The sequence below is a fragment of the Myxococcus sp. CA033 genome, assembly GCF_013336625.1.
In the GTDB taxonomy this organism is placed as follows: domain Bacteria; phylum Myxococcota; class Myxococcia; order Myxococcales; family Myxococcaceae; genus Myxococcus; species Myxococcus llanfairpwllgwyngyllgogerychwyrndrobwllllantysiliogogogochensis.
Window position 1 is genome coordinate 401,622 of sequence record NZ_JABUMU010000002.1, and the last position, 19,538, is coordinate 421,159.

Here is a 19,538-nt window from a genome sequence, read left to right on the forward strand (position 1 = left end):
CCCTTCCGTCTGTCCACCCCCACACGTCCACGAGGGCGCCTTCGCGGGGGGAACCTCGCGGGTCGCACACGCGACCCCATCGCCAGCCACGGTGAAACAATCCGGGCCTCACTTCTCGGGGCCGCAGGCGCTCCCCAGCGTGGCCACGTCCGCGTCGTAGTGCAGCGCCAATGCGCCGGAGGACTCGATGTGGCGCACGAAGAGGGAGCCGTACACCTCCGCGTTGCCACTGAGCGTCAGCGTGGCGCCAGGCGCGTAGAAGTTCCCCGCGAGCACGCTGCCCGCGGAGATGCCCAGCGTCCCCGTGCCCGCCGAATAGACGCGGACGCGGGCCGGCGCGTCGATGGAGCCCAGGAGGAACTGCCCTGCCACCGTCACGTCGCCGCCAATGAACAAGTCCAGCTCTCCAGGCGGCACCACTTCCACCGAGAGCCGCTCGCCAATGACGACGTCGTCTCGCACGAACAGCGCGGTGCGCTCGCGCACGACGAGGTTCAACCGTCCCTGTCCCTCGATGTTCGTCAGGAAGAAGCGCCCGCACGGCAGCTCCAGCGTGCGCTCCCCATTGAAGCCCGCAAGCGACGAGGCATCCAGGCCGATGGCCTCGTTGTGGTTGTTCTCGGCGTGGCTGCTGATGAGGCCGCGAATGTCCACCCGCGAGGCGTCATCACACGCGCACGGAGCCACCGAGTCCACCGGCTCTCGCAGCACCTCCGAGGCCGTCACCGTGCCGGACATGATGCGCTCGGCGGGCACGGCCAGCTTGCCCTCCACCGTCAGCGACGCCAGACCCACGTCACCGCGCACCCACGCATCCCCCGTCACCTGGGCGGACACGTTGCCCGTGAGCGGACCTCCGCTGTACAGGCCACCGCCCACCGACAGGCCGCGTCCCAGGGAGATTCCATCCGCGCCGCCCGCGCTCAGCCCACCGCCGACCTTCAGCGTGTCGTTCGCCGCGACGCCGCCGTTCGTCGCCACCGCGCCGCCCTGCCCTCCTGGCACGTACTTGCCCATGGAGCCGCGGAACGCATCCGTGGTGAGCGTCGCGCTGAACGCGAGCCTGTCGCACGAGCACAGCGCGTAACGGAAGGCGCGCTCCGCGAGGTGACCGCTGCACACCTTGGCGCCCGTGACGCTGTCACCCACCAGCAGCAGCGGGCCCGTGGAGGCACAGAAGGCCGCGGGGTCATCGGAGGGGTTCTCGCCCTCCCCTGTCGTCCCGCTGTCCGACGAGGCCACCGGGCCCGCGTCGCTGTGCGGCGTGTTGATGAAGGCCACCGGGTCCCTCACCGTGCACGCGGCCCCCACCACGAGCAAGCCCAGCAGGACAAAGCTGCCCGGAGAACGCTTCCACCGCGATGCGAAGGCGCGAGTCATCGACCTGAAATCTCCCTCAGTCGGGTCCGAGCCGCCACTCCATGGGGCGAATCGGGGTGGCGCGCGAGAAAGGACTCCAGCGCCCGCGCCTCGCCGTCCCTGTCGCCCAGGGCCCGCAGGGCCTCCGTGACGCCGTGGCTCGCTTCTTCTTCCAACACGCCCCCGGGCCAGCCCCGCTGGGCCTCCTGGTACTGACGCAGCGCCCCTCGCGCATCGCCCAGGTGCTCCAGCCGCAGCGAGCCCGAGGCCACGCGCGCGACATACGCGGACATGCCCTGCGGGTCGGTCCGGATGACGCGCAGATAGAGCGCCTCCGCGGCCTTCCACTGTCCCGTGGCGCGGTGACCATTGGCCCGGCGCAACAAGTCCTCCGGAGCGGGCGCGCTGGGGAGCATCTCCGTCCCACGGGGCTTCGCGGACGGCGAAGGGACCGCGACGTCCGGAGTGGTCCGAGGCACGCCGACCTCCGTCCCTCCGGTCGCGGTCTGCTTCATGCCAACGCCAGCCACGTCGGGTTCGGCCCGTGCCACGCCGACCTCCGCGCCGGTCCGCATGACTCCGACGCCGGCGACCTCGGCCCGCTCCACGTCGACGCCGACCTCCGCTCCGGTCCGCGTGACTCCGACGCCGGCAACCTCGGCCCGCTCCACGTCGACCGTCGGCACCACCGGCTCGGGACGCACGGGTTCGACGACGGCGGGCGCTGCCACGACAGACGTCTCGACGGGCGCCAGCGAATCGCTCCGGCGGGACAGGTGCCATGTCGCGACAGCCGCCGCGCCCACCACGAGCAGCGCCCCTCCCATCAACCACTCGTGCCGGCGACGGGAACGCGGAGGCGGCGAAGGCGCGTCCAGGGCGGCGAGCACCGCGGCCTGCACCAGCGCCGCGGACTTCTGCCGAGACAGTCGACGAGCAGGCCCCGGGTCCTCGTCCAGCGGCGCGAGCATCCCCGGAGGCAGCCCTTCTTCATCCAGGAGCCGACTCATTCCGCGCCTCCATCCGGAACGCCGCCGTCCTCGGCCGCCAGTGCGCGGAGCGCCGCGCGCCCCAGCCGCAGACGACTCCGAATCGTCTCGAAGGGAATTCCCAGCTCGTCCGACACCTCCGGCACACTCATGCCGAGCACATGATGCAACACCATCGCATGTCGCTGCTCGTCGGGGATACGGTCCAACAACATCACCATGCGACGGCGATGCACGTATTCATCCGGGGGCGCATCCTCGGAAGGTACCGCCATCAACTCCGCGGACTCATCGACGCGCCGCGCCTCGTTGCCCCGGGCGCGCTTCAGCCATGCGAACGTCGTGCGAGCCACCACCCGGTCCACCCAGGACTGGAACTGCCCCTCGCCCCGGTACGTGGAGAGCCCCCGCAGCAAGGCGATGAGCGCCTCCTGGGCGATGTCCTCCACCTCCCCATCCCCGTGCACCAGATAGCGGACGAGGTTGCGCACCCGAGGCAACAGCTCCATCAACAAGGACTCGGCGGCCTCCCTGCGCCCCTGGATGGCCGCCTGGATGCGGGGGTCCGCTCCAGGACGTGCTCTGCCGATGGCTTCCCGTCCCGTGCTCGTCATCGACCCCATGGAGGAAGGTCGAGCCGAAAACGGGTCATCCCCACTCACGGCAACAACACCAGCGCCAGGGCGAACCTTGGCCGCACCGCCCAGCCTTCGTTGCGTGGCACGAAGTTTCCGTCCTCGGAGTAACCGAGCCGGGGCCGCCCCAGGACGCCATCGGCGGCGACGGTGGCCTCCACGCCCATCCACTGGGAGAAGCGCCAGCGCAGGGAGGTGTCGGGCCCCGCCAGCAGCGCGGGGATGAAGCGCGGCTTGGCGGCTTCGATGCCCAGGAAATACGACTCCGTGCTGCGACCGAAGATGAGCACGCCCACTCCCGCGCCCACGCCCCAGCGCAGGCTCCCCACTTCGAGGAGCGGGGTGTCCACCCACAGCCCTCCGGCGTACTGCTCCAGCTTCACGTCCGTGCGGCCATCCGGCAGCTTCGCCTCCAGTCCCGCGAGGACCTGGAGGCGAAGGCGCACCCTGCGGAACTCCCAGCCGGAGGCGAGCAGCAGGCCCCGATGGCCGGACCGCTCATACCCATCCAGCGTCACCATCCCGCCCACCATCACCTGCCAGCGCAGTGGCACCGAGTCCAGGGCAGCCGGCGGCATGGCCCAGAGCTCCGGCGGCATGGGCGTGGGCTCACGCTCGGGTTCGGGGGTGGCGGGCGCGGACAGCGGGGCGGCGACCTCGACGACCTCCCCCAGGGGCGTGCCGGCCTCCACCGCGCGCAGGGCGGAGCGCACGACGAGCGCCACGGCCTCGGCGCCCGCGGACCACTCGAGCGCGCCCGGCTGACCTTCCAGCCGCGCGGTGCGCACGAAGAGGTGACGGCTGCCGGGTTCGGCGAAGTGGACGCGCAGCTCGGAGCCCGAGCGCTGGAACCAGAGGACGGCGCGGGCCTGGTGGACATCCGCCAGCTCGACGACGGAGCGCCACTGCGCCTGGGGCGAGCCTTCCATGGACGGGCCCGGCATGGCGCGCAGCTCGACGGGCAGGTCGCTGCTCTGGCCGCGCACGCGTTCGAGCAGGGCGCCATCCTCCTCGGAGGCCACACGCGCCACGGCGAGCCACGAGCCGCCGCGGTCCGCCGCGCGCGCCTCCACGCCCAGGCACAGGGCGGCGACGAGCCCCAGCCGAATCAACACGACGCCCGATGCCATGATTTGAAGGCTAGCGTCTCGTGTGTGCGCGCGGGAAGCCCCGGGGACAAACACACCTCACCGCACTGACGCACTCTGGCAGGCGCACCGGAAAAGACGCGCTGCGCCTGCAATCCTCCGGCGGACGGGCGACATGGGCCTCGGACTCCAGTCTGCCCTCGCGCCCGTCGCGGATGACTCAGCGCTGGACGCTCGGGGGGGCGCGCAGCTCACGGCTGACACGCTCCGCCTCGCGGAAGACGCGCAGCAGGTTGCCGCCCAGAATCTTGTGGAGCTGCTCGCGGGTGTAGCCCCGGGCCACCAGCGCCTCGGTGATGCGCGGCAGGTCCGCCACCGAGTCGATGCCCTGCGGCGAGGAGTTGATGCCATCGAAGTCCGAGCCCAGGCCCACGTGGTCCACGCCCGCGACCTTGGCGATGTGGTCGATGTGGTTGATGAGGGATTCGAGCGGAGGGCGCTGCACCTTCGCGGCCCACTCCCAGCTCGCCTGGGAGTTCGCGCGGTAGCGGGTGACGGGGTCCGAGGCCTTGTGCTTCGCCTCCACCGCGTCCTGGGCGGCCTTCCGCTCGGTGGCCATGGCGGCGTAGGACGTGCGGTAGGTGTCGTCGATGAAGGCGGAGAAGAAGTTCACCATCACCACGCCGCCGTTGGTGGCGACGGCCTTGAGCATCTCGTCGGTCATGTTGCGCGGGTGGTTGGTGAGCGCGCGGGCGGACGAGTGCGACGCGATGACGGGCGCGCGCGTCACCTTCAGCGTGTCGAAGAACGTCTTGTCGGACACGTGGGAGATGTCCACGAGCATGCCCAGCCGGTTCATCTCGCGGACGACGTCGCGGCCGAAGTCGGTGAGGCCGTCGTGGTGCTTCACCGACGCGTCACTGATATCGCCCGACGAGTCCGCCCACTCGTTCGTGTTGGACCAGGTGAGCGTCATGTAGCGCACGCCCAGCCGGTAGAAGTCGCGCAGCACGCCCAGGTCATTCTGGATGGAGTGGCCGCCCTCGACGCCCATGAGCGTGGCGAGCCTCTTCTGCTTGCCGGCGCGCGCGGCGACGATGTCCTTCGAGGACAGGGCGAGCACCATCTGGTCCGGGTGCTTCTCCACGGCGCTGAGCACCGAGTCGATGATGCGCAGCGACTGGTGGGTGAATTGGCCGGCGAACTCCTTGGGCTCCACCCAGATGGAGAAGAAGGCCGCGCCCAGGTTGCCGGCACGGGCGCGGGACAGGTCCAGGTGCCCCTGGCCATTGGGCGGCTGGGAGCCCACGTCGAAGCCCTCTCCGAGCATGCGCAGGGGCGTGTCCACGTGCGTGTCGATGATGAGCGCCGACTCGTGGATGGCGCGAGCCTTCGCGGAGCTGGGCGACGGCGCGGCGGGAGCGGCGGCGAGGGAGGGCGCGCCCAGGAGGAGCAGGGCGGCGAGGACGGAGCGGTTCACGCGGACACCTCGGAACGACGGGACGCGGGGGACTCTCCCACGGAGCCAGGGCGGGATGAAGTCGCGACGGTCCACCTTGGACTCATCAGGGGCGCTTGCCCTGCCCCACCAGCCCCAGTCCCGTGTAGACGACCTCCAGCCACTTCTCCGTCTTGACGTGGCCCTCGCCGAAGCTCCGGTACTTCTCCGGCAGGCCCTCTGCCTTCACCTGGTCGAGCGTCAGGCCCGCCACCTTCTTGCGACGCACGAGCGCCGTCGTCTCCCGCAGCATGGCGACGAAGCGCTCCAGGTCCTCGCGCCCCGCGAGCGCGCCGTGGCCCGGGATGATGCGCACGCCGGAGGGCAGGCTCGCGAGCACGCCCTCCGCGTTGCGCACGTAGCCCTCCACGCTGCCTCCCGCCTCCAGGTCGATGACGGGAAAGCGGTCCGTGAAGAACTGGTCGCCCAGGTGCAGCACGTTGCTGCCCACGAACAGCACCGCGCTGTCGCCATCCGTGTGGCCCGATGGCAGGTGCGTCATCCGCACCTCCTCGCCGTTGAACCAGAGGCTGAGCCCCTGCTGGAAGGTGAGCACGGGGCGCGCATGCTCCGGCGCGGGAGGCAGCGTCTCGCCCCGGCGGACCCTCGGCTTCGACATCCGCGCGCGAACGGCGTCATGCGCCACCAGCGTCGCCTCGCGCCCGAGCACCGCGTTGCCTCCCGTGTGGTCGCTGTGCACGTGCGTGTTGAGGACATAGACGAGCTTCTGCTTGCTCAACGTCTTCAACGCCGCGCGCACCTTGTCGATGACCGGGGCGAAGTCGTCATCCACGAGGAGCACACCGTCGGGCCCCACCGACACGGCCATGTTGCCGCCGGCCCCCTGGAGCAGGTGGATGTTGCCCGCCACCGGCGTGGCGCGCACCTCCACCTGGGAGAAGTCACGCTCCTGCGCGAGCGCGAGACAGGGAAGCAGGACGAGCACGGCGGCGACGGCCTTCATGCGACCTCCAGACGACGGGGGATGCGTCGGCGGGCGTCTTAGCAAACCGGGAGCCCATTCATTCCCGACGCATGTGCACTTCTCTCACGCCACCCCTGCCGTCGAGCGGAATCCCCCGAACCTCCACGCCAAAGCGCGTGCACCGTTCGCGAGCCCCCGCCCTCGATGCGTGGAACCGGGTGCCGACGCGCTCTTGCCTCTTGAGAAGCCACTGGAGCCTCTTCGCCCGTCCTCGCGGTGGGACACCTCGCGGATGCTTGCACGGGGGCCAGAACGCTCCTCCGAGGGAGACGGCCCTGGCACGGCGACTGCTCAAGCAGGTGTCGACCTCAGGCGGTCGAGCCGGCGAGGCGGTCGCGCCGTGGTGGCGCGGTGTGGAGTGTGGAGGCGGAAGATGCTGATGGCGGGGAAGCGACTGGCGGTGTTCTCCATTCGCGAGGGCAAGGGCGGGAGCATCTGGGTGCGGGCGGGAAGCGCGTTCGTGAACAAGGACGGCTCGCTGAACGTGTTGCTGGATGTGCTGCCGCTGGACGGCAAGCTGCACGTGCGAGAGGCGGCGGAGAAGCGGGACACGCCGGGGGTGGGCGGACGGTACGCGCCCGAGGTGGGGCTGGACGCGGCGCCGGTGGGGGGCCACTCGTGAGAGCCGCGTGGGGACTGCTGGCGCTGGTGCTCCTGGTGGGGAAGCCCGGCGTGGCGGACGCCGCGCGGCTGCGCACCCAGTACTCGGGCGTGGTGAACCTCAACGAAGCGACGGCCGCGGAACTCGACTTGCTGCCGGGGGTCGGTGACTCGGCGGCGCAGCGCATCATCCAGCACCGGGGCAAGCGCCCCTTCCAGCGCGTGGAGGAGCTGGTGCGGGTGAAGGGCTTCGGGCGCAAGAAGTTCCTCAAGCTCAAGCCGCACCTGACGCTGAGCGGGCCCACCACCTTGAAGGTCGAGCAGGTGCCTCCGCCTCCCGAAGGAAAGGAGGTGGTCGCCACGAACAACTGACACGACGCATCCATTCACTGGGGAGTGGGGTCGCCGCCCGGGTCTACCTCGTGGCCCGGGCGGTGGCCCTGTCGAGTCCCGGCTTCGCGCCAGGGGAGCGGCCAGGCGCGGTGCACGTGAGGTTTGTATCTGGAACCCGGCTGGTAGAGCATCCGCCGCCATGAACCGACGACTGCCCCGACTGCTCACCGCGCTGCCCGTCTCGGCCGCGCTGGTTGCTCCGCCCGTGCTCGCGTGTACCAGCATGCTGGTCAACAAGGGAGCCACGGCGGACGGCGCCACCCTGATGACCTACGCCGCGGACGCGCACGAGCTGTACGGCGAGCTGTACTACACGCCCGCGCGCCGCCACGCCGCGGGCGCCATGCGCGACATCATCGAGTGGGACACCGGCAAGCACCTGGGGCGCATCCCCGAGGCGCCGGTGACGTACTCCGTCGTCGGCAACATGAACGAGCACCAGCTGTCCATCGGCGAGTCCACCTTCTCCGGCCGCAAGGAGCTGGAGGGGCCGGCGGGCATCGTCGACTACGGCTCGCTCATCTACATCGCGCTGGAGCGCTCCAAGACGGCCCGCGAGGCCATCACGGTGATGACGAAGCTGGTGGCCGAGCACGGCTACGCGTCCACCGGTGAGTCCTTCTCCATCGCCGACCCGAAGGAGGCGTGGCTGCTGGAGCTGATTGGCAAGGGCGCCGGTCAGAAGGGCGCGGTGTGGGTGGCTCGTCGGCTGCCGGAAGGGCACATCACCGCGCACGCCAACCAGGCGCGCATCGAGCAGTTCCCGATGAACGACCCGGACAACGTGCTGTTCTCGCCGGACGTCGTCTCCTTCGCGCGCGAGAAGGGCTGGTTCAAGGGCGCGGACAAGGACTTCAGCTTCGCGCAGACGTACAACCCGCTCGACTTCGGCGGGCAGCGCTTCTCCGAGGCGCGGGTGTGGAGCATCTTCCGGCGCGCGGCGCCGTCGAAGAACTACGGTCCGGAGTACGCGGATGGCTCCGCGCCGGCCAAGCGGCTGCCCCTGTGGGTCAAGCCGGACAAGAAGCTGTCCGTGCAGGACGTGATGTCGCTGATGCGGGACCACTTCGACAACACGCCGCTCGACATGTCCAAGGACGTGGGCGCGGGCCCCTACGCGGCGCCCTACCGCTGGCGGCCGATGACGTGGGAGGTGGACGGCAAGAAGTACGTCCACGAGCGCGCCATCTCCACGCAGCAGACGGGCTTCTCCTTCGTCGCGCAGATGCGCGCCTCCATGCCGGCGCCCATCGGCGGGGTGCTCTGGTTCGGCGTGGATGACACGTCCATGACGGTCTACACGCCGATGTACGCGGGCATCCGGCAGGTGCCGAGGAACTTCTCCCAGGGCGTGGCCAGCCGTGGGGCGTTCTCCTGGGACTCCTCCTTCTGGGTCTTCAACTGGGTGTCCAACCAGGCGTATGCGCGCTGGAGCGACATCTCCGTGGACGTGCACAAGGAGCAGGGCGCGCTGGAGGGCCAGTTCCTCGCGGACCAGGCCGACATCGAGAAGACGGCGCTGGAGCACTACAAGCGCAGCCCGGAAGAGGCGCGGCAGTACCTCACCACCTACTCGGTGCAGCAGGGCGAGAAGGTCCATGCGCGCTGGAAGAAGCTCGGGGAGACGCTGCTGGTGAAGTACATCGACGGCAACGTCCGCGACGAGCAGGGCAAGGTGAACCACCCCAAGTACCCGGACAGCTGGTACCGGCGCATCGCCCAGGAGCGCGGAAAGAGCGTGGAGATGCCTCCCGAGCCCGAGGAGCCCAAGCCCGTCGCGGCTCCGGCCCCCGCCCCCGCACAGAAGGCGCCGGCGCCCGCGTCGAAGCCCACGGTGGCGCCCGCCCCGTAGGCCCGCTGGCCCCTTTCCCGGATCCGGGTCCGGGAGGGGCGCCCAGGGTTGTTCCACCGAGCGGGGGCGCTCGGGCAGGGCGCCCCCGCCTCCCACCCCACGAGGTGGGCAGACGGGCGCCCCCTTCGAGGGCTTCCGGGCGTGGGCTTTGGAAGGCAGACCTGGCGGGCGCTGAATGCCTCACCCACGTCTTGCCGGTGACTGATACACAACGAAATCTACACGGCAGGGGGGACCGCGAAGAGATAGACCTCCTGCGACTCAAAAGACTTGGCAGAGACAGGGAGGCGGCAGGTGAGGGAAGATGAAGTCATGAAGGACACGGCCAGTGGGGAGCCTGAACCCCAGGAAGGTGAGCGGCCCAAGGGCCCGCCGCTCGGAGAAGTGCTCGAGTTCATGCGCCTGCTGTGGGCCGTGGACCACGGGCTCCAATCCACCTCGAAGCGAATGGAGTCGACGCTGGGCCTCACCGGTCCGCAGCGGCTCGTCATCCGCCTGGTGGGTCGCTTCCCGGGCATCACCGCCGGCACGCTCGCCCAGATTCTCCACGTCCACCCGAGCACCCTGACGGGCGTGCTCAAGCGGCTGGAGAAGCGCGGCCTGCTGGAGCGCAAGTCGGACCCGCTGGACGGACGCAAGGCGCTGTTCGCCCTCACGGAGACTGGACGCGGGCTGGACGTTCCCTCCGAGGGCACCGTCGAGTCGGCCGTGGCGCGCGTCCTCTCCCGGATGTCGCGCAACCGCATCCTCTGCACCCAGGACGTGCTCACCGCGCTCGCCCAGGAGCTGGGTGGCGTACCGCCTCCGGAAGAAGACCTCGCCGACCCGACCGCGAAGAAGTCGGACGCTCGCTGAACAGGCGTGTCACGGCCCGCCCTTTCGGCGGGCCTCCGCTCGGTCGCTTCAAACTCCACGAGCGTCGACCGGTGCCGCCTCCGCGCAGGCCCTCGACGCTCCCGGCCCCCTCCCCGCCTCTCCACGAACCCCTGGCCCGTCAGGGCGGCGTTCAGCGTGGGCGACGCGCCCCATCACCGCCGTCAGGGCGGCGTTCAGGGCGGACCCTCGACGCGCCCCACCCCACCGCCGAGAGACCCGAGGCAGGGTGGGACTTCGTCTCGCGGCCCCGCCTGCTCGGCGTCCGTGTCCCCCGGTGCCCAGTCCGAGGGAAGGGGCTGCGTCCCCCACTCGCGAGTCATGACGGGCACTTGGCGGCCTCGGACGGGACGAACGGGGGCATTTGCCGCGTTGCCTCCCGGACCCTCCGCCGGTCGCGTGCTTCCGGCGGCGGACAGCCCCGCCCATCCTGGGTGAAATCCGTGGGCCCAAGCACCTCGCGGCCCGTCGGACGTTGCTAGAGAATCGGGAAATAGGCACCTCCGCCGGGAGTTGCCTCGCCACTGAGCGGACAGGACAGCGTGAACCTCGACACCCCGCAGAGCCCAGGCCCCGAGCTGCCGCCCCCGCCACCTCCGCCTCCGGCCTCGCCCACCCTGGTGGGCAGGTCCTCGCGGGGCCGTGGCGTGGAAGCCCTGCTCTCCGCCGTGCGCACCCGGCAGCGCCGGTACCTGTGGCTCCAGGGCCTCGCGCTGGGCTTCATGGCCGCCTGCCTCCTGTGGGTGGGGGGCGGCCTGCTGGGACTCGTGGCCCCGCGCCTGGGCGGGTCGCTGCTCGGCATGGCCGTGCCCCTGGGCGCCGCGGTGGCGTGTATCTTCGGACTGTGGCTCGCGCGGCGACGGGTGGGCGACGACCTGCTCACCGCCCGACTGGTGGGCCAGCGCCGGCCGGAGCTGTCGCTGGACGTGCTGGCCGCGGTGGAGCTGCGGCGCGAGCAGGGCGGACACGCCAACGGCTCGCCGGAGCTGGCGGAGGCCTTCCTCGCGCAGATGGACACGCGGGTGCGCACCGTGGACGTGCGCTCCATCGTCGACGGACGCCCCGTGCAGCGCAGCGCCCTGGCCGCGTGCGGCGTGCTGCTGGTGCTCGCGCTGGTGTTGGGGCTCTTCGGTGAGAAGTGGGCCGCGGGCCTGAAGCGCATCCTCGAGGTGGCGCGCGCTCCGGAGGCCCCGACGCAGGTCGAACCCATCACCGGCGACATCGAGCTGACGTACCGCTACCCCGCGTACACCGGCCTGTCCCAGCGCACCGTGCCCGGCACCGACGGCGCCGTGAGCGCCCCGGCCGGCACCGAGATTCTCATCAAGACGCGCTCGGACCGCCCCGTGGAGCGCGCGGAGCTGGTCATCAACACCGAGTCGGTGCCGCTCAAGGTCACCGGCAACCGCGATTTGGAAGGCACCTTCATCGCGAAGCAGACCGGCCACTACCACTTCGTCTTCTACGCCCGGCGCGAGAAGCCCCTGGCGGTGGGCCCCGACATCCCGCTCACCGTGGAGGCGGACAAGGCGCCCCAGGTGACGCTGATGACGCCCGCCGCGGAGCTGGAGGTCGACCCCAACCAGAAGGTGACGCTCAAGTACGAAGCCACCGACGACTACGGCCTGTCCGGCCTGTCGCTCGTCTTCCGCACGCCCGGCGCGCAGAAGGACACGCGCGTGCCGCTGCGTCGCGAGGACGGCCGGCGCAGCCGCGACACGTACACCTGGGATCTGGGCTCGCTCAAGATGGACGCCGGCGACCGGATTACCTACTTCGTCGAGGCGCAGGACAACGACGCGGTGGACGGCCCCAAGAAGGGTGTCAGCCGCACGCAGGTGCTGCGCATCTACTCCGCCGCCGAGCACCACCGCGCCGCGCTGGAGAAGGCCGAGCAGCTGTGGGGCCGCATGGTGGACCACCTGGCGGACCGGCTGGAGGGTCCGGACCGCGACAAGCAGAAGGACGCCCAGGCCATCGCCACCGCCGCGTCCGTGGACACCAGTGGCCAGCAGCTCATCACCGACATGCGCACCCTGGCGCAGACGCTGTCGCGCGAGCGCGACGTGCCCACCGAGCTGGTCTCCGCGCTCGCCAACATCTCCGAGTCCCTGGGCAGCCACATCAACGGCACCGCGGACTTCCGCCGCCTCTACCTGCGCACCCAGCGCGCGCGGGGCGAGGACTGGGGCACCGGCAACCGCCTGTCCGGCGTGGTGACGGAGGAAATCGCGGAGCTGGAGAAGGACATCCTCTACCTGGAGGCGCTGCTGGACCGGCAGAAGCTGGAGGCGCTCCAGGAGATGGGCAAGCAGTTGGCCGGAGAGCGGCGAGAGCTGTCGCGCCTGATTGAGCAGTTCAAGGCCAACCCCGACGAGGCCGCGCGCCAGGCGGTGATGGAGCAGATTCAGCAGCTCAAGGCGCGCATCCAGGAGCTGATGCAGCGCATGGCGGAGATGCGCAAGGGCATCCGCGACGAGCACCTCAACGCCGAGGCCCTGTCCGAGATGATGAAGGACCAGGACATGCAGAGCGCCCTGGACGAGGTGGAGAAGCTGATGCGCGAGGGCAAGACGGACGAGGCGCTCGCGAAGCTTCAAGAGCTGGGCATGCAGATGGACGAGATGCTCAAGGGCCTGGACGAAGCCAACGAGGAGTTCGGCGGCGAGCAGTACCCGGAGCTCGCGGAGAAGTTCGGCAAGTTCATGGAGGACCTCAAGGGCACCGTGGACGAGCAGCAGCGCGTGGCCGAGCAGACGCGACAACTGCGAGACCAGGCCCGCGCGCAGAACAAGGAGCGCCTCTCCGAGCGCGGCGAGTCCATCAAGAACGAGCTGATGCGCAAGGTGCAGCAGGCCCAGCAGAGCTACGACAAGCTCAACCCGGAGCACCTCAACAGCCGCGCCGCCCGGCCGCTGGAAGAGGCCCAGTCGGAGCTGCGCAACGTGGAGAGCGCGCTGAAGGTGAACGACTTCGACCTGGCCGCGGAGGCCGCCGCCCGGGCCGAGGACGCGGCCCGGCAGCTGGCCGGCATGGGTGAGCAGCAGAAGCAGCTCGACGAGATGTTCGGCAACCCGCCCGAGGTGCGGCAGCAGTCCTCGGAGCTGGCCCAGCGCCTGGACCGCGACGCGCGCAACGTGCAGGACGTGAACAAGCAGCTCCAGTCGCTCTTCCCTCCCCCGGGCTCGCAGCTCTCCCAGCAGGAGAAGCAGCAGCTCCAGCAGCTCTCCGAGCAGCAGCAGCAGTTGGAGCAGCGCGCGCAGAACCTGCGCCAGCAGATGGAGGAGATGGAGCAGACGGCGCCGCTGTTCGGCGAGGAGGCCGCGCAGCAGATGGAGGGCGTGGGCCAGCGCATGGGCGAGGCCGCGCAGCGGATGCAGGGCAAGGACCCGGGCCGCGGCTACGGCGAGCAGCAGGCCGCGCTGGAGGGCCTGCGCCAGTTCCAGCAGCAGATGCAGCAGGGCCAGAAGGGCCGCAAGGGCGGGCTGCCGCTTCCCGGTGGGATGAGCGGGCGCAAGCAGGGCAACTCCGGCAGGGACCCGAAGGACGAGGTGGAGCTGCCCGACGAGGACGCGTTCCAGGCCCCCAAGGAGTTCCGCAAGGACTTGCTGGACGCGATGAAGCAGGGCGCGCCGGAGAAGTACCGCGAGCAGGTGAAGCGCTACTACGAGGAGCTGGTGAAGTGAGAGACCGCCGGATGAATCGCTGGGTGGCCCTCGCGCTGGCCCTAGGACTGGGTGTGGCCACGCCCGCCGTCGCGCAGGACGCGTCCTCCCTCAAGGACGAGGTGAAGACGCGCCTGGGCCAGGTGGAGCAGGGCCTGGACGACTGGGACGTGCCCGGGGCGAAGCGCGAGCTGGCCGCGGTGGAGCAGCTGATTCCCTCCGACGTGGAGCCCTTGAAGTACTACCAGGGCCGCGTGGCCTTCGAGGAGGGCCGCTACGACGACGCGGTGGGGCTCCTGGAAGGCGCCAACATCGAGGACAAGCCGGGCAGCTACCTGCGGCTGGCCAAGGACACGCGCGACATCGTCAAGAGCCACGAGCGCGCGGAGAGCGAGCACTTCATCTTCTTCTATCCGAAGGGCAAGGAAGCGGTGCTGGTGCCCTACGCGCTGGAGACGCTGGAGGCCATCCACCGGGCCATGGCGGAGGACCTGGGCTGGACGCCGCCGGGCGGGAAGATTCGCGTCGAGGTGGTGAACAACGCGCGCGAGCTGTCCAAGGTGAGCACGCTCACCGAGAAGCAGATTCGCACCACCGGCACCATCGCCATCTGCAAGTTCAACAAGCTGATGGTGACCAGTCCCAAGGCCGTGGCGCAGGGCTACGACTGGCAGGACACGCTGGCGCACGAGTACATCCACCTGGTCGTCAGTCAGATGAGCCGCAACACGGTGCCCATCTGGTTGCACGAGGGCCTGGCCAAGTTCCTGGAGTCGCGCTGGCGCGGCAAGGCGGGCCTGGCGATGACGCCGTCCACGCAGGCGCTCCTGGGCAAGCGCGTGAAGGCGGACACGCTCATCCCGTTCGAGAAGATGCACCCGTCCATCGCGCTGTTGCCCACCGCGGAGGACGCGGCCACCGCGTTCGCGGAGGTGTTCTACGCCATCGACTACGTGCACCAGTCCAAGGGCTCGGCCGGGCTGCGCGCCGTCGTCCACGAGCTGAAGGCCGGGCAGACGGACAAGAAGGCGGTGGAGGCGGCCATGGGCATGCCCTTCGCCCTCTTCGAGAAGACGTGGCTTTCGCACATCAAGAAGCAGCCCTTCCCCTCGGAGCTGGTGCCGCGCGACGACCGCGTGGTGCTGAAGGAGGACGCGAAGAACAAGTCGAAGGAGGACGGCGAGAAGAAGGGCCGTGAAATCTCCTTCGGCGACTTCAACGAGGTGGCGGAGGTGCCGGCGCGCAAGTTCGCGCACCTGGGTGAACTCTTGCGCGAGCGCAACCGCGTGAAGGCCGCCGCCGAGGAGTACGCCAAGGCGCACAAGCTGGTGGGCGACAAGTACGAGTCCGTCTCCAACAAGTACGCGCTGGCGCTCCTGGAGTTGAAGCGGCTGGATGAAGCGGAGTCCGTGCTGCGCGGCAGCCTGCGCGTGCACCCGGGCTCGCCCGCCACCAACGTGCACCTGGGCCGCATCCTCCTGCACCGCAAGGACTACCCGAAGTCGAAGACGGCCTACCTGGAGGCGCTCGCCTCGGACCCGTTCGACCCCGAAATCCACGTGGCGCTGACGCGCATCCACGGCGCGCTGGGCGAGACGGCGCTGGCGACCCGCGCGAAGGCGGCGACGGTGGTGCTCACCGGCCTGGAGCCCGCCGAGGTCGACCAACTGGCGCAACAGTTCCTGCGCGAAGAGGGCGTGCTGTCGGAGACCAACGTCCCCGCCACGGGAGGCGCCCCGAGCAAGCCCGTCGCGCCCGCCACGGGACCGACGGACGCGGGGCGCTGAGCCGCGACACGGAAAGCAGGGCACGCGCGCCCGTCCCCGCGGCGCGCCTCGGCGTGGAGCCTGGAGCAGGCAGAGAGCGAGCCGACAGGCAGGGGCCTGCCCGCCACTGAAGGCCCGCCCTCGCAGTGTCCAGGTTCAGCCGGGGAGGCGTCGTCATGGACATCCGGCCGCTCGTCTCGCTGTCCGCCCGGCTGATGGAAGCCGCGGGCGTCGGCGCCATGGTCCTGGGCGCGTTGATTGCCCTCGTCGCGATGCTGTTCCGGCACCGGGGGCTCCCGCCCGCCGAGGCCTATCGCCTCTTCCGGCTGAACCTGGGCCGCGCCATCCTGCTCGGCCTCGAGTTCCTGGTCGCCGCCGACATCCTGCGCACCGTGAGCGACGAGCCCACCTTGCGCGATGTCCTGGTGCTGGGCCTCATCGTCCTGGTGCGGACGTTCCTCAGCTTCACCCTGACGGTGGAGCTCGAGGGCCGCTGGCCCTGGCAGCCCGAGCGCGAACACACGCGTCCCACCGCCTCCCCTCCCCGCCCACCACCGCCCCCTCCGCGTCCCGGCAAGGTCATCCGACCTCGGCCCCCACGGCAGGCCGCTCGACACTGAGCGAGAAGGGCTATTTCCCGAACACGACTGGGTGCGCTAGGACACCGCCCCATGTCCATCCGAAACCTCGCAGTGACGACCCTCCTGGCGCTCAGCGCGGTGCTTACTGGCTGCTCCAGCAACGCCGACGCCATCTGTGATTATCGCAAGGAGTGCTTCAACTCCGACCTCGACACGGGGAAGTGCGCGGACACCATCAACGACTGGGTGGATGACCGCGACTCCGACAGCCGGAAGGACGCCGTGGAGGAGTGTGCTGACTGTGTCGCCGACAAGAGCTGCTCCGAGGTGCTGGAGCGCTGCATCGACGACTGCTTCGTCGTTCCGTAGGGCAAGGCCACCGGGGCCCGCTCGCCTGACGCGGGCCCCGGGGTGTCACGCGCCTAGTTGCGCGTCCACTGGTCCAGCCAGGCCAGCACCTCGTCGTGCCACTGGATGCTGTTGGCGGGACGCAGGACCCAGTGGTTCTCCTCCGGGAAGTAGAGCAGCTTGGAGGGGATGCCCTTGCGCTGGAGCGCGGTGAAGGTGCCCAGGCCCTGAGTCTCCACGACGCGGAAGTCCTGACCGCCGTGCACCACCATCATCGGCGTCTTCCACTTCGCCACGTGGTTGATGGGGCTGTGCTTGCCGTAGCCCTCCGGGTTCTCCCACGGCGTGCCCTTGTGCTCCCACTCCGGGAACCACAGCTCCTCGGTGTCGAAGTAGCCCATGCGCTCGTCGAGGATGCCGTCGTGGTTGACCAGGCACTTGAAGCCGTCCGGCCAGTTGCCGGCAATCCAGTTGATCATGTACCCGCCGTAGCTGGCACCGAGCGCGCACTTCTTCTCCTTGGAGATGAAGGGGTAGCGCTGCAGCGCGGCGGCCAGGCCCTTCTGCAAATCCTCCAGCGGCTTGCCGCCCCAGTCGTCACGGATGGAGTCGGTGAACGCCTGCCCGTAACCGGTGGAGCCATGGAAGTCGACCATGACCGCCACGTAGCCACGGCCCGCGTAGACCTGGGGGTTCCACCGGTAATGGAAGTGATTGCCGAAGGAGCCCTGCGGTCCGCCGTGGATGAGGAAGGCCAGCGGGTACTGGCGCTTCGGGTCGAAGTCCACCGGCTTCACGACGTAGGCGCGCACCGTCTCGTTGTTCCAGCCGGGGAACTCGAACTGCTCGAAGCCGCCGAAGCGGATGCGCGCGAGCGCGTCCTGGTTCACCTGGGTGATTTGCTTGGAGGTGCCGTCCGCGTTGAGGACGTGCAGGTCCGCGGGCGAGTCCAGGTCGTCATGCACGTAGACCAGGCTGCCGTTGGCCGCGGGCTGGGGTGAGTCGTCGGTACCGTCCTTGGTGAGCTGGCGCACCTGGTTGCTTGCCACGTCCAGCGCGAACAGGGGCACCAGGCCGATGTGGCCCGCGGACGCGTACAGCGTCTTGCTGTCCGGGCTCCACGCGAGCGAGCCGGCGGAGCGGTCCCAGTCCTCGGCGAGCACGCGCTCCTGGCCACCCGGCCACGTGCGCAGGATGACGCGGTAGCGGTCCGCCTCGAAGCCCGGGCGGGCCATGGCGAGGTACGCGAGCGTCTTGCCGTCGGGGCTGAAGACGGGGCTCGTGTCGGTGGCGCGGTTCTTCTCGGTGAGCTTGCGCGGCTTCGCCTTGCCGTCGACCGGGGACACGAAGAGGTCCAAATCCGTGGACCAGGACTCGGTGCGACCCACGTCGCGCGCGGTGAAGACCACGCTCTTGCTGTCCGGGGTGAAGGTGTACTCCTCCGGGCCGCCGAAGGGCTTGGTGGGGCCGTCCGCGTCCATGCCCTTCATCACGTCCACGGGCGTGCCGCCGGCGACGGGGACGACGAACACGTGCGAGCGCTTTCCGTCCTTCCACGTGTCCCAATGACGGGCGAAGAGCTTGTCGTAGGTGCGGCCGGTGGACTTGCGCTTGGAGCGCTCCGTCTCGCGCTGGGTGTTGCACTCCAGCCCGGAGGTGCAGTCGGGGAACACGTCCATGGACACGGCGAGCCGCGTGCCGTCGGGGGACAGGCGGAAGCTGCCCACGTCCAGGGGGAGCTTCGTGACGGCGAGGGGCTCGCCGCCGTCCACGGGCAGGCGCCACACCTGCGAGGAGCCGCCGCGCGAGGAGAGGAAGAAGAGGCTCTTGCCGTCCGGGGCCCAGGTGGGGTCCGAGTCCGAGTCGGGATGCGAGGTGAGCTGGCGCGAGCCGCTCCCGTCGATGTTGACGAGCCACAAGTCATTGCGGCCCCGGTTGGCTTCCAGGTCGGTGGAGCGCAGGACGTAGGCGACCTGTTTGCCGTCCGGGGAGACGCGCGGGTTGCTCAGCCGGCGCATCGAAATCATGTCGTGGTGGGTGAACGGCTGGGGCCGGGCGGGCGCCGGAGAGGCGGCGATGGCCAGGGCCGCGACAAGCGACAGCGACAAGGTGTCCTCCTGGGGTGGACCCAGGCGCTGGCCTCCAGGCGAGCGCTCGGGTTGGGGGCATACGGGGGTGGACCGTGCCCGCTCCTCTGGACGCTGTCCACCCTGGGGCCTCGGAACATGCGAGCGGCCCGTGTATGCCCGGGTTAATGAGAGGGCCATGAGCGAACCCGTCACCGTCCGCGTCTGGTCCGATTTCGTCTGTCCGTGGTGTTACGTCGGCCTGCAGGAAGTCAAAAAGCTGAGCCAGGAGTACGACCTCCAGGTGGACTGGCGTCCGTTCTTCCTGCGCCCGGAGACGCCGCCCGAGGGGCTGCCCCTGCCCGCGCACATCCGCGAGAAGATGAAGGACCCCAAAAACCCCTTGAAGCTGCGCGCGGCGCAGGCGGGGTTGAAGATGGTGGACCGGGACGTCATTCCGTCCACGAAGCGGGCGCACCAGGCGACCGAGTACGCGCGAACCCAGGGCAAACTGGAGCCGTACCATGCGGCCCTGCTGCGTCGGTACTGGAGTGAGGGACAGGACCTCTGGCAGTGGGAGACGCTGCGCGGCGCGGCGGAGGAAGTGGGCATGGAGCCGGACGCGCTCCAGCAGGCCGTGGAGGGCGGACACTTCGAGAAGGTGGTGGACGACGCGGTGCGCGAGGCGCGGGAGATGGGCGTCAGCGCGGTGCCCACGTTCGTGCTCGGAGACCGCTTCGGCATCCAGGGCGCGCAGGACTACGCCGTGTTCCGTCAGGCGATGGAGCGGCTGGGCGCGAAGCCGCGCTCGGCGACCTGAGCGCGCGGAGACTCCCGCCG

16 protein-coding genes are annotated in these 19,538 nt (G+C 70.0%); 9 read left to right on the forward strand and 7 right to left on the reverse strand.

Annotation, left to right across the window (positions count from 1 at the left end; all coding sequences use genetic code 11):
- Positions 1-108 precede the first annotated feature (108 nt).
- The 6 genes from HUA78_RS07630 to HUA78_RS07655 form a co-directional block, all read right to left on the reverse strand.
- Positions 109-1,380: a hypothetical protein gene (locus HUA78_RS07630; protein WP_174475975.1), complete on the reverse strand. Its 1,272-nt coding sequence runs from the start codon at positions 1,378-1,380 to the stop codon at positions 109-111.
- Positions 1,377-2,369, reverse strand: a complete 993-nt coding sequence (locus tag HUA78_RS46240; protein WP_254623601.1) for a tol-pal system YbgF family protein — start codon at positions 2,367-2,369, stop codon at positions 1,377-1,379. The genes HUA78_RS07630 and HUA78_RS46240 overlap by 4 nt, the downstream gene beginning before the upstream one ends.
- Positions 2,366-2,962: an RNA polymerase sigma factor gene (locus HUA78_RS07640; RefSeq protein WP_174475976.1), complete on the reverse strand. Its 597-nt coding sequence runs from the start codon at positions 2,960-2,962 to the stop codon at positions 2,366-2,368. Before HUA78_RS07640 ends, HUA78_RS46240 begins: the two co-directional genes overlap by 4 nt.
- 44 nt (positions 2,963-3,006) lie before the next feature.
- Positions 3,007-4,113 (reverse strand): hypothetical protein, encoded by a 1,107-nt coding sequence (locus HUA78_RS07645; RefSeq protein ID WP_174475977.1) that lies wholly within the window; start codon positions 4,111-4,113, stop codon positions 3,007-3,009.
- A 178-nt stretch (positions 4,114-4,291) separates the two neighbouring features.
- Positions 4,292-5,551: a dipeptidase gene (locus tag HUA78_RS07650; RefSeq protein ID WP_174475978.1), complete on the reverse strand. Its 1,260-nt coding sequence runs from the start codon at positions 5,549-5,551 to the stop codon at positions 4,292-4,294.
- An 85-nt stretch (positions 5,552-5,636) separates the two neighbouring features.
- Positions 5,637-6,533: an MBL fold metallo-hydrolase gene (locus HUA78_RS07655; RefSeq protein ID WP_174460931.1), complete on the reverse strand. Its 897-nt coding sequence runs from the start codon at positions 6,531-6,533 to the stop codon at positions 5,637-5,639.
- Between the two features lie 394 nt (positions 6,534-6,927).
- On the opposite strand from HUA78_RS07655, the gene HUA78_RS07660 reads away from it, so the two are divergent.
- From HUA78_RS07660 to HUA78_RS07695, 8 genes are all read left to right on the forward strand, one after another.
- A complete protein-coding gene (locus HUA78_RS07660) occupies positions 6,928-7,176 on the forward strand; it encodes a hypothetical protein (protein WP_163863983.1) in 249 nt (82 codons plus the stop codon).
- The gene (locus HUA78_RS07665; RefSeq protein WP_141649416.1) at positions 7,173-7,526 is read left to right on the forward strand and encodes a helix-hairpin-helix domain-containing protein; all 354 of its coding nucleotides are present in this window, start codon (positions 7,173-7,175) and stop codon (positions 7,524-7,526) included. Before HUA78_RS07660 ends, HUA78_RS07665 begins: the two co-directional genes overlap by 4 nt.
- A 160-nt stretch (positions 7,527-7,686) precedes the next feature.
- Positions 7,687-9,399 (forward strand): dipeptidase, encoded by a 1,713-nt coding sequence (locus HUA78_RS07670; protein ID WP_141649415.1) that lies wholly within the window; start codon positions 7,687-7,689, stop codon positions 9,397-9,399.
- 312 nt (positions 9,400-9,711) lie between these two features.
- Positions 9,712-10,254 carry a MarR family winged helix-turn-helix transcriptional regulator gene (locus HUA78_RS07675; protein WP_141649414.1) on the forward strand — a complete coding sequence of 181 codons (543 nt, stop codon included), beginning with the start codon at positions 9,712-9,714 and terminating at the stop codon, positions 10,252-10,254.
- 560 nt (positions 10,255-10,814) lie between these two features.
- Positions 10,815-13,958, forward strand: coding sequence for a DUF4175 family protein (locus HUA78_RS07680; RefSeq protein WP_174475979.1), 3,144 nt, complete (start codon positions 10,815-10,817; stop codon positions 13,956-13,958).
- Between the two features lie 11 nt (positions 13,959-13,969).
- Positions 13,970-15,724 carry a peptidase MA family metallohydrolase gene (locus HUA78_RS07685; RefSeq protein ID WP_174468655.1) on the forward strand — a complete coding sequence of 585 codons (1,755 nt, stop codon included), beginning with the start codon at positions 13,970-13,972 and terminating at the stop codon, positions 15,722-15,724.
- A gap of 155 nt (positions 15,725-15,879) precedes the next feature.
- Positions 15,880-16,323: a DUF1622 domain-containing protein gene (locus HUA78_RS07690; RefSeq protein WP_174475980.1), complete on the forward strand. Its 444-nt coding sequence runs from the start codon at positions 15,880-15,882 to the stop codon at positions 16,321-16,323.
- A gap of 51 nt (positions 16,324-16,374) precedes the next feature.
- Positions 16,375-16,653: a hypothetical protein gene (locus tag HUA78_RS07695; RefSeq protein ID WP_174475981.1), complete on the forward strand. Its 279-nt coding sequence runs from the start codon at positions 16,375-16,377 to the stop codon at positions 16,651-16,653.
- A 53-nt stretch (positions 16,654-16,706) separates the two neighbouring features.
- Here the strand turns inward: HUA78_RS07695 and HUA78_RS07700 are convergent, their stop codons facing one another.
- On the reverse strand, positions 16,707-18,740 hold the full coding sequence (locus tag HUA78_RS07700) for a S9 family peptidase (protein ID WP_141649157.1): 2,034 nt from the start codon (positions 18,738-18,740) through the stop codon (positions 16,707-16,709).
- 157 nt (positions 18,741-18,897) lie between these two features.
- Between HUA78_RS07700 and HUA78_RS07705 the strand changes: the two genes are divergently transcribed.
- Entirely contained in the window at positions 18,898-19,518 is a 621-nt protein-coding gene (locus tag HUA78_RS07705; RefSeq protein WP_174475982.1) for a DsbA family protein, read from the forward strand.
- Positions 19,519-19,538 lie beyond the last annotated feature (20 nt).

Excerpts from the sequence above, each read along its gene's own strand:
- HUA78_RS07630 (WP_174475975.1), bottom strand. The coding sequence starts at position 1,380 with ATGACTCGCGCCTTCGCATCGCGGTGGAAGCGTTCTCCGGGCAGCTTT.
- HUA78_RS46240 (WP_254623601.1), bottom strand. The coding sequence starts at position 2,369 with ATGAGTCGGCTCCTGGATGAAGAAGGGCTGCCTCCGGGGATGCTCGCG.
- HUA78_RS07640 (WP_174475976.1), bottom strand. The coding sequence starts at position 2,962 with ATGACGAGCACGGGACGGGAAGCCATCGGCAGAGCACGTCCTGGAGCG.
- HUA78_RS07645 (WP_174475977.1), bottom strand. The coding sequence starts at position 4,113 with ATGGCATCGGGCGTCGTGTTGATTCGGCTGGGGCTCGTCGCCGCCCTG.
- HUA78_RS07655 (WP_174460931.1), bottom strand. The coding sequence starts at position 6,533 with ATGAAGGCCGTCGCCGCCGTGCTCGTCCTGCTTCCCTGTCTCGCGCTC.
- HUA78_RS07660 (WP_163863983.1), top strand. The coding sequence starts at position 6,928 with ATGCTGATGGCGGGGAAGCGACTGGCGGTGTTCTCCATTCGCGAGGGC.
- HUA78_RS07670 (WP_141649415.1), top strand. The coding sequence starts at position 7,687 with ATGAACCGACGACTGCCCCGACTGCTCACCGCGCTGCCCGTCTCGGCC.
- HUA78_RS07675 (WP_141649414.1), top strand. The coding sequence starts at position 9,712 with ATGAAGGACACGGCCAGTGGGGAGCCTGAACCCCAGGAAGGTGAGCGG.
- HUA78_RS07685 (WP_174468655.1), top strand. The coding sequence starts at position 13,970 with ATGAATCGCTGGGTGGCCCTCGCGCTGGCCCTAGGACTGGGTGTGGCC.
- HUA78_RS07690 (WP_174475980.1), top strand. The coding sequence starts at position 15,880 with ATGGACATCCGGCCGCTCGTCTCGCTGTCCGCCCGGCTGATGGAAGCC.
- HUA78_RS07695 (WP_174475981.1), top strand. The coding sequence starts at position 16,375 with ATGTCCATCCGAAACCTCGCAGTGACGACCCTCCTGGCGCTCAGCGCG.
- HUA78_RS07705 (WP_174475982.1), top strand. The coding sequence starts at position 18,898 with ATGAGCGAACCCGTCACCGTCCGCGTCTGGTCCGATTTCGTCTGTCCG.